At 41.5% G+C, this 9,325-nt stretch carries 6 protein-coding genes and 4 pseudogenes; 5 read left to right on the top strand and 5 right to left on the bottom strand.

Going from position 1 to position 9,325, the window contains the following annotated elements; all coding sequences use genetic code 11:
* A pseudogene (locus tag F8R90_RS06880) lies at nucleotides 1–324 on the top strand (NF041680 family putative transposase); the annotation flags it as partial.
* Nucleotides 325–430: 106 nt separating this feature from the next.
* Complete coding sequence (locus tag F8R90_RS06875; RefSeq protein WP_230966165.1) at nucleotides 431–1,606, top strand: AlbA family DNA-binding domain-containing protein; 1,176 nt, start codon at nucleotides 431–433, stop codon at nucleotides 1,604–1,606.
* A 37-nt stretch (nucleotides 1,607–1,643) separates the two neighbouring features.
* On the opposite strand, the gene acnB is transcribed toward F8R90_RS06875, so the two are convergent.
* The 5 genes and pseudogenes from acnB to F8R90_RS06850 form a co-directional block, all read right to left on the bottom strand.
* A complete protein-coding gene (gene acnB / locus F8R90_RS06870; protein WP_196510132.1) occupies nucleotides 1,644–4,310 on the bottom strand; it encodes a bifunctional aconitate hydratase 2/2-methylisocitrate dehydratase in 2,667 nt (888 codons plus the stop codon).
* Between the two features lie 332 nt (nucleotides 4,311–4,642).
* Nucleotides 4,643–4,885, bottom strand: a pseudogene (locus tag F8R90_RS06865) (DUF4351 domain-containing protein); the annotation flags it as partial.
* Nucleotides 4,886–4,897: 12 nt separating this feature from the next.
* Nucleotides 4,898–5,850: pseudogene (locus tag F8R90_RS06860) on the bottom strand (DUF4351 domain-containing protein).
* A gap of 194 nt (nucleotides 5,851–6,044) precedes the next feature.
* On the bottom strand, nucleotides 6,045–6,446 hold the full coding sequence (locus F8R90_RS06855; protein WP_196510131.1) for a hypothetical protein: 402 nt from the start codon (nucleotides 6,444–6,446) through the stop codon (nucleotides 6,045–6,047).
* Between the two features lie 479 nt (nucleotides 6,447–6,925).
* Nucleotides 6,926–7,150 (bottom strand): annotated as a pseudogene (locus F8R90_RS06850) (hypothetical protein); the annotation flags it as partial.
* 274 nt (nucleotides 7,151–7,424) lie between these two features.
* Between F8R90_RS06850 and F8R90_RS06845 the strand changes: the two are divergent.
* From F8R90_RS06845 to F8R90_RS06835, 3 genes are all read left to right on the top strand, one after another.
* Nucleotides 7,425–7,745, top strand: coding sequence for a 2Fe-2S iron-sulfur cluster-binding protein (locus F8R90_RS06845; protein ID WP_196510130.1), 321 nt, complete (start codon nucleotides 7,425–7,427; stop codon nucleotides 7,743–7,745).
* Nucleotides 7,746–7,892: 147 nt separating this feature from the next.
* Nucleotides 7,893–8,072, top strand: a complete 180-nt coding sequence (locus F8R90_RS06840; RefSeq protein ID WP_196510129.1) for a hypothetical protein — start codon at nucleotides 7,893–7,895, stop codon at nucleotides 8,070–8,072.
* A gap of 113 nt (nucleotides 8,073–8,185) precedes the next feature.
* On the top strand, nucleotides 8,186–9,256 hold the full coding sequence (locus F8R90_RS06835; protein ID WP_196510128.1) for a DUF3326 domain-containing protein: 1,071 nt from the start codon (nucleotides 8,186–8,188) through the stop codon (nucleotides 9,254–9,256).
* Nucleotides 9,257–9,325: the final 69 nt, after the last annotated feature.

The raw sequence follows: 9,325 nt of genomic DNA, 5'->3' as shown, positions 1-9,325 counted from the left end.
GTACCAAAGCTGAGTACTCCCAAGCAATGTGAGAGGTGGAGTGACTTAATGCCTTTAATGACTTGGGAGTTGTGGTTAGCCCGTGATATCGTTGCTGACAATCCTCTACCTTGGCAGAAGCCTCTCGAAAAATTAACCCCTGGAAGAGTTGCTCAAGCTATAGGTGGAGTTTTTGCGGTGATTGGTACTCCAGCCCAACCACCCAAATCTCGCGGAAAGTCTCCAGGCTGGAAGACGGATCAACCACGTAAACGTAGAATTCGCTACCCCATAGTTAAAAAAACTACAACCAAGCCCCGCAAAGAGCAATCAGAATCTGCTTAGTAGTGTAGATTTTCATCTCTGAAGTCTGTTTCTTTTCAACTCAGCGTTGCTGAGTCTTTTCTTGTTGCCTAGTCTAAACTCCAGTAAAGTATTACGTCTTACAGATATGCCAGAAATAAGTATTGATTCACAAAAAAGTAATCAAGGTTATAAAATTAAAGCTGAGGATACTATATGGTGTAAACAAGGAGCCTTAACTGCAAAACTACTTCGAGAAAGCGAAGACGAACAAATGATAGCTGATATTATAGCTTCTATTTTACTCAATGAACCTTTGCCAGTAAGCACCGAACGTTTAGATAGTTTATATGACTTGAGTGGCAAATATTCTCAAGTTTTAGATAGTGCCTTAGCAACCTATGGATTCAAAAAATTAACTCAGGATATAATTACAACATTTGCAGTGATGCGAGAAACAATAGAAGCCTATAGTTCAGAACCTAAGTCTTTACTGCGTGTTGTCAATCCAAATAGTAATAATCCTATCAGAACGGCATTTTACACTATTTTAATGGCTTTTTTCGACCTAGTTATTCGTAAAGAACTTTCTCCTGTTGATCCAGAAGGTATAATGAATGGTCTTCGAGGACTTCAGAGAAAGCTAGATTTAAGTAGTCACTACACAACAACAGAAGACCGTAAGAGCAACATTAAGCAAACTATAGGTCTAATTCAAGATTGTTTTGCTAAAAAAGAACCATCTGCTTTAGGACATGGCGTTGAACTTGTACTTGATCTTGAAAATTCTTTGCGTCGTTCTCGTATAGAAACTTCAAGGTATGAATGTAAGCAAGGATTACTCGATTTATCTCCAAAAAGAAACCTAAATAAAGATTTACTAGAAAGAATTGTTGAAACTATATGTGGAATAGCAAACTTAGGGTCAGATAGCGATGGATATATTCATATTGGTATAACAGACTCTGAAACAGATGCTCATAAAATAGAGAAGTTAGACAAAATAAAATCAATTGAGATTAATGGAAGATATGTTGTAGGAATTGATAGAGAAGCAAGGCTACAAAATCAGACTGTAGAGCAATATGTTAGAGTCTTAACTAATGCAATCCACAACTCTTCACTAATTGACCCGTTAAAAACACAGGTATTAACGAAGTTTGACACAATATCATATAAAGGTCATTCCGTGGTTAGAATTACCATCCCGGTTCAAACAGATGTTTCATTTCTTGGGGAAAAAGTTTTCACTAGAAAAAATTCTTCTACTGTAGAAATCCAGGGGCGTGAGTTACTAGCTATTTCTAAGCTTTTTCAAAAATAATTGATTTGAAAGGTGGGCATTGCCCACCAAACTTTAATTATCTACTTAAACTACTAGCTGGCATACCCAAAATATCCTCAAGCCTCGGCATATCTTCCAACGCAATCACTCGCCCTTCATCTTCAAAACCGACGATTTGATCAAAGTTCAAATAGCGATACAAATCATCTGCAAAAGGATGAATTCTACTCGCTACAATATCCAAATATTCCTGCACTGTCGGAAGCCGTCCCAGCAGCGCACAAACTGCGGCTAATTCTGCTGAACCAAGATACACTCGCGCATCTTTACCCATGCGATTATTGAAGTTGCGGGTAGAAGTAGAAAATACTGTTGTGCCATCAGCAACTCGCGCCTGATTACCCATGCACAAACTGCATCCTGGCATTTCTGTTCTAGCACCCGCAGCCCCAAAAACGCTGTATACACCTTCTTCTTTTAATTGGTGTTCATCCATGCGTGTTGGTGGTGCAATCCACAAGCGAGTTTTCACTTCACCTGCACCTTCCAAAACTTTCGCTGTTGCCCGATAATGACCGATATTCGTCATACAAGAACCCACGAATACTTCTTGCACTGGATCATTAGCAACTTCCGATAATAACTTAACATTATCGGGGTCATTCGGAGCAGCAACAATTGGCTCTTTGATTTCGTTTAAATCAATTTCAATTATTTCGGCATACTCAGCATCGGCATCGCCTTCTAATAACACGGGATTTGCTAACCATTCTTCCATCTTTGCGACACGGCGCAACATGGTACGGGCATCATGATAGCCCCGTGCTATCATATTTTTCAGCAACGCTATGTTAGAACGCAGATATTCAGAAATTGTCTCTGCACTCAGCTTAATTGTGCATCCGGCACAAGAACGTTCAGCACTAGCATCGGTTAGTTCAAAGGCTTGTTCAACTTTTAAATCTGGCAAACCTTCTATTTCTAGAATTCGCCCAGAGAAAACGTTTTTCTTGTTCTGCTTCTCTACTGTCAGCAAACCTTTTTGAATTGCTACGTAGGGTATGGCATTCACGACATCGCGCAGGGTGATACCTGGTTGCAATTCACCTTTGAATCTTACCAAAACTGACTCTGGCATATCTAAAGGCATGACACCCAAGGCGGCTGCAAAAGCTACCAAACCAGAACCGGCGGGGAAGGAAATACCCAAGGGGAAGCGGGTGTGAGAGTCGCCGCCAGTTCCCACGGTGTCGGGTAGCAGCATCCGGTTTAACCAAGAGTGGATGATACCATCACCGGGACGAAGGGCGACACCGCCACGAGAAGCAAAGAAATCGGGGAGTTCGTGATGGGTTTTGATGTCTACTGGTTTGGGATAAGCTGCTGTGTGGCAGAAACTTTGTATCACTAAGTCTGCACTGAAACCAAGACAAGCGAGTTCTTTCAATTCGTCGCGGGTCATGGGGCCTGTGGTATCTTGAGAACCAACAGTAGTAATGATGGGTTCGCAGGATGTGCCAGGACGCACACCAGGTAATCCGCAAGCTTTACCTACCATTTTCTGTGCTAGGCTGTAGCCTTTGCCTGTATCAAAGGCTTGCTGGGGACGGGTAAAGACTGTGCTGTGTTCTAAACCAAGTGCAAGACGGGTTTTATCGGTGAGGGTACGTCCGATAAGTAGGGGGATGCGTCCACCTGCGCGGACTTCATCGAGGATGGTGTCAGGTTTGAGGGCAAAGGTGGAAATGACTTCGCCTGCTTCGTTTGTGATTTCGCCTTTGTAGGGATGGATGGTAATTACCATGCCGGTTTCTAGTTTGGTGACATCGCACTGAATAGGCAAAGCACCGGCATCTTCTGCTGTGTTAAAGAAGATTGGCGCGATCGCACCACCTAAAACATAACCCCCAGCGCGTTTGTTTGGCACAAAAGGTATATCATTTCCCATGTGCCACAACACTGAGTTAATGGCAGATTTACGCGAGGAACCTGTACCAACTACATCCCCAACGTAAGCTACAGGATGCCCTTTCTTTTTCAACTCGGCAATGGTTTGTAAGCTTCCCGGTTGCCGTGACTCTAACATCACTAAGGCGTGTAAGGGAATATCTGGGCGAGTTGTGGCGCTTTGGGCGGGTGATAAGTCGTCGGTATTGGTTTCGCCAGGAACTTTAAAAACAGTGACAGTAATCGCTTCTGGGACTGTGGGACGCATGGTAAACCATTCAGCTTCCGCCCAAGAGTCAATCACCCGCTTGGCGAAAGGATTGGTTTTAGACAACTCTAAAACATCGTGGTAAGCGTCATACACCAAGAGAATTTTGCTTAAGGCGTTGGCGGCGTAGGCGGAAATGGGTTCCTTTCCTTGTCCACCCATTACTAGAGGTGTTTCGGATGAGTCGGAGAGGGATACAGTGGGCAATTGCAGCAAATCGATTAAAGATTGCACATTGTAACCACCTATCATTGTGCCCAGCAATTGCACTGCTTCGATGGGCGCAATCAACGGACTGGTAATTTCTTCCTTAGCAATGGCGGTGAGAAATCCAGCTTTGACATAAGCTGCTGGATCAACACCAGGAGAAACGCGATCGCTCAATAAATGTAATAATATCTCCTCTTGACCCTTTGGCGGATTTTTCAGTAATTCACATAATTCTGAGGTTTGCTTCGCATCCAATGGTAAAGGAGGAATACCGAGTGCTGCTCTTTCAGCAACGTGTTTACGATATTGTTCTAGCATTTTTATGTTCTCCATTGGGATGTTCTATCTTTAATTATGAAATATTTTTAGGCAATACTCGGCTATAAGAGTTTAGCTTACTTTTATGATGAAAGCCTTACTGGTAATCGGTTGTTTGCAGTTTTTTTTATACTGAAAGTTTGAAAAGTATGAGGCGAATAGAATTCGCTACTACACAAACAAAGTCCACACTTCTCTACGAGACGCTGCGCGAACGACAAGCTCAGTGACCGCCTCCGTGGACTAAGAGGAAATCAAGAATTTTTAACCCACGGAGGTGGGTTTCGTTTGTATAGCCGCGACTTTTAGTCGCCAGGTGTAGTAATAATAAATTAGATTGATTGTTGGTTTAACCAAGTTTCTAAATCAGCAACGCTAGAAAAGTCTAGCAATGCTTCTCCTAAATTCTCTAATTGTTCAATCGATAAAGCTTGAAATCGCTCGATTAATGACGTATCAATCTCACCAATACGGCGATTGAGTAAGCGTAGAACTAAACGTTGTTCTCCTTCTTGTATAGCTTGTTTTCTGTCTCTTTGATAAAGTGGTTCTAGTCGCATAATTAACTCTTTATCAATCGAAATGAATTAGATTGATTGTTGGTTTAACCAAGTTTCTAAATCAGCAACACTAGAAAAATCTAGCAATGCTTCTCCTAGATTCTCTAATTGTTCAAGCGATAAGCCTTGAATTTGCTCGATTAATAACGTATCAATCTCACCAATACGGCGATTGAGTTGACGTATAACTAAACGTTGTTCTCCTTGTTTATTTCCTTCCTGTATAGCTTGTTCTCTGTCTCTTTGATAAAGTGGTTCTAGTCGCATAATTAACTCCCTATCATCTGCTTCTAATTCTTGGTTTACTCTCAAGTTTTCACGCAAGTTGTAAACTAATTCGAGAGTTTCTTTTTGGTATGGATAATCTAATGGTAACGCTTGCAACTCGATAATTGCTTGTGACTGCACGCTTCCCCTACCTAAAAGCCTCAACCATAATGTCTCTGGTGTTTGGGGTAGTTAGTGTATCGCTATAATTGCTGTTCGCAACGCATCTGGCAGAAAATGTACTCCCGATAACCAACCTACTTTTTTTATAGTTCCAAAGCTAGATAATCTAGTTTCAGATATGGTTGGTGTAAGAACCCACAATTTAGGAATTTCTGAGTCCTGAAGTTTGGTTTTATTGGTTTTAGCTTCTCGTCGTAAGAGAGCCTTGATTTCTAATAATTTGAGAATACAGTCGCAGATTTCATCGGTGGAAGCTGGATTGCGGTATGGTGAGCCAGCGCGGTCTTGGGGGTTTCCCCCATGAGCGACTGGCGAACCCGTAAGGGTTCTATAATTGCAGGCTGTTCGGCAAATCTTCCTAGCAAACCCAGTATTTGTATATTAGAGCTTTGTTGTTTGGCAGGAGTGAATAAAACATCTATTTCTTTAATCTCTCCTGAAACTTTTTCTGATGCCTTCACTTCTCGGTAATCTTTTAGTAGTTCTTCTAGATAGTCCTTGGCGAATTTATCATGGATAAATCTGGTCATTCAATTTTAAGATTTCGGAAGTTCTGGGTTAATGCAAAGTCTTATTACATAGCAGTCCTAAATTATTCATGATGAAATAGATCCCCGACTTCTTTGAGAAGTCGGGGATCTGCTGGACACCTTTAATTTTCACAGATACTATTCTAAAAAAGTTAAAAGCAGATTATATAAGACTTTTGACTTTTGACTTCCCGTTAGGACGTGGCGGTTATTGCATTTTCATCTGATGTTTTATCTGTGTTCGATTTCAAGCGTGTTAATCTGCTTTTACGGATACGTTCGCTGTCTCGAACGCCGCCTGCAAGTTCATATTCGTTGCTGTTTTTGCCGTATTTGAAACCAACCCCAGTCAGCATTTTGTCTGAAACCTGACTTAAGGTTTTTTCCATCTCATCCAGCTTATTTCTAGAAGAGTCAATCATAGCTATAGCAGCGTTATACTCATCAAGCATATTGTGAAAATTGTCTATTAATTGAGTCAGGTTTTGCAAGTTGTGAGTATCATCAAAATTGATCTTTGGATCGATAGCTTTTAGCCCGGCAACTCTAAATTCAGCTTTTTCTAGAATTCGGGAACTACGTTTTCTTCGAGTCATAGTTTTACACTTTTAATAGCTTTACAGAGCTATTTTGTCTCAATTAACCTGGATTCTGGTTCAGCAAAAAGCGCATTTTTTTAGTAAAAGTTTTTATTTATGCCCGTGATTTCTCGGAATTTAATCATCAAAGGTTGATTTTCAGCAAAATAATATTATGTTTAAGCAATAGACAATAGGGCACAGCATTGCTGTGCCCCTATAAATGGTCTGTATTCTATGTCAACTGCGATCGCTTTAACTTTAAGCCTTAATGTTGTAACCTTAAGCCTTTATGTTCTAGCTCTAAGGCTTAATGTTGTAACCTAAAGCCTTTATGTTATAACCTGAAGCCTTAATGTTGTAACCTTAAGCCTTTATGTTCTAGCTCTAAGGCTTAATGCTGTAACCTTAAGAGTCAATATTGTAACATTGATGACCAAAGTTACTTGGTGAGTGCAACCATCGCTACAATCGCTACATAGTGTATATTGTTAACTTACAGCGATCGCAATTCCCCCCACTGAATCACGAGAAGCACCCACATCCGGCCCGGCGGCTTTGAGAACTTCGCGGGTTGTACCAAATAAACTATAAAGAGAGTTCATCGCTTCTCGTACCAAACCCTGGTCAACTTCCAAAGGTTGTACAGCAATGCGCGTCACCAATTCCACATAAAGCGACCAAGCCGCCTTCTTTTGTGTGGTGTCAACTTTCCAAGACATGGAACCAATGCCAAAAGGCAGACTTACAGATACAGTCTCTAAGGAAACGCGATGCCTACGGCGGGCTACGCCTACGCGCATATTTATAGTAAGCAAATTTAACTAATTTATTTGTGTATTGTATAGTAAATAATGTTACTAATCTAAAAATTGTTCAGAATTAGTTGCTATAATTATCTATCTTTTACCTAAATTTTTATAGTAACATCTGGATATTTTTAACTAATTCAGATAAACTAATACATTTGTCCGTTGCATCACGCTTCTTTTGTATATGCCCAAAACTTACACCGTAGAAATTGATCACCAAGGCAAAATTCATACCTTGCAAGTTCCTGAAAATGAAACAATCTTATCAGTTGCCGAAGCTGCTGGTTTGGAACTGCCAAGTTCTTGTAATGCAGGTGTCTGCACAACTTGCGCCGGTCAAATAAGCGAGGGAACTGTGGATCAAACTGATGGTATGGGCGTTAGTCCAGATTTACAAAAGCAAGGTTATGTATTGCTTTGTATTGCCAAACCCCTTTCTGATTTGAAAATTCAGACGGAAAAGGAAGATGTACTTTATCAGTTACAATTTGGCAAAGGCAAATAATCAGCGAACAGTTATCAGTATATCGGATGATTCTTCATAACTGAATAACTGTTCACTGAGATTACCAAATCTGATAAATTACACAAGTATTTCATCGCAGATGAAGTCAGCTATTCTAGAAACTACAAATCAACAGGATTTACCAAAATGACGACTCATTTTATTACCGCAGAAATTGATTTACAAGAAACTCCCGCAGAGTTGTTAGAAGTAATTGAAACAGAATTGAAGAAACAAGGCGAACCTCTGCGTTGGGCAGTTACTTCTGTGGATGCTGATGAACAAAAAGCTACACTTGAAGCCGTGGTAACTACAGTCAAGAATTAGGAAAAGAGATGCGATTCAGAGAGACGCGATTAATCGCGTCTGTACAATAGTTAGGATTTGATGGCTTGTGATTCATAAACTCATCACTCATAACTCAGCACTCTTAACTTAAGATGAATCGTCCATATACCGCTATTTTAATCGTACCAACAGGCGTTGGGGCTGCCATTGGGGGTTATGCAGGAGATGCTTTGCCTGTTGCCAAAGTCATAGCACAGGTTTGCGATCGCCTAATTACTCACCCCAATGTTCTTAATGGTGCAAGTTTGTATTGGAACCTTCCAAACGCTTTCTATGTTGAAGGTTACGGGCTTGACAAATTCGCCTCTGGATGCTGGGGTTTGCGTCCAGTCCGCACTAACAAAGTAGGTTTGCTTTTAGACCAAGCCATTGAGCCAGAGTTACGGCTACGACATATACAAGCAGCCGATGCAGTCAGAGCAACTCTGGGATTGACTCTTACAGATTATGTAATTACAGATGCACCATTAAATGTAGAATTACGGACTACAGCATCGGGAGCTAGTTGGGGAACAATTGGCAACCCGGATAGCTTGTTGCGGGCAGCTGAGATATTAATTAAAAAAGCGGGGGCAGAAGCGATCGCAGTTGTTGCCCGTTTCCCCGATGATATGGATGAGGAAGCAGTACAAAAATACCGCCACGGTGAAGGCGTTGATCCCCTAGCAGGTGCAGAAGCCGTAATTAGTCATTTGCTAGTGCGAACCTTTCAAATTCCTTGCGCCCATTCTCCCGCCCTTTTGAGCGAGCCTCCACAACCTGATTTATCTCCCCGTTCCGCCGCCGAAGAATTGGGCTATACTTTTTTGCCGTGCGTGCTTGTAGGATTAAGTCGGGCCCCACAATTTATCGTAGAGAGAGGAGCAATAGCATCTCAGCAAGCAGATATTTGGGTAGATGAAGTGGATGCTGCGATCGCACCTGCAACTGCTTGTGGTAGCAGTGCCTTACTGAGTTTAAGCCAAAGAGGATGCCAAATAATTACAGTAGAAGAAAATAAAACTCTGATAAAAGTTCCTCCCCAACCGTTGGGGATCAAATCTATACAGGTAAACTCATATTTAGAAGCAGTGGGCGTATTAGTAGCACACAAAGCAGGCATCAATCCCTCCGCTCTCCGTCCCAAATTATTACCTTTGCAATCAATTGTCATTAGTCATTAGTCATTAGTCGTTTGTTATTCTCCCCTGCCCCCTGCCCCCTCCCTGTCTCTTATACACATCTGACGCTGC

Origin of the sequence: Nostoc sp. NZL (genome assembly GCF_015714705.1) — a bacterium.
Lineage (GTDB): Bacteria > Cyanobacteriota > Cyanobacteriia > Cyanobacteriales > Nostocaceae > Nostoc > Nostoc foliaceum_A.
This window is presented reverse-complemented; position numbering and strand designations above follow the sequence as displayed.

Coding starts and splice junctions, on each gene's coding strand:
- F8R90_RS06875 (WP_230966165.1), top strand. CDS start 431: ATGCCAGAAATAAGTATTGATTCACAAAAAAGTAATCAAGGTTATAAA.
- F8R90_RS06835 (WP_196510128.1), top strand. CDS start 8,186: ATGAATCGTCCATATACCGCTATTTTAATCGTACCAACAGGCGTTGGG.
- F8R90_RS06840 (WP_196510129.1), top strand. CDS start 7,893: ATGACGACTCATTTTATTACCGCAGAAATTGATTTACAAGAAACTCCC.
- F8R90_RS06855 (WP_196510131.1), bottom strand. CDS start 6,446: ATGACTCGAAGAAAACGTAGTTCCCGAATTCTAGAAAAAGCTGAATTT.
- acnB (WP_196510132.1), bottom strand. CDS start 4,310: ATGCTAGAACAATATCGTAAACACGTTGCTGAAAGAGCAGCACTCGGT.
- F8R90_RS06845 (WP_196510130.1), top strand. CDS start 7,425: ATGCCCAAAACTTACACCGTAGAAATTGATCACCAAGGCAAAATTCAT.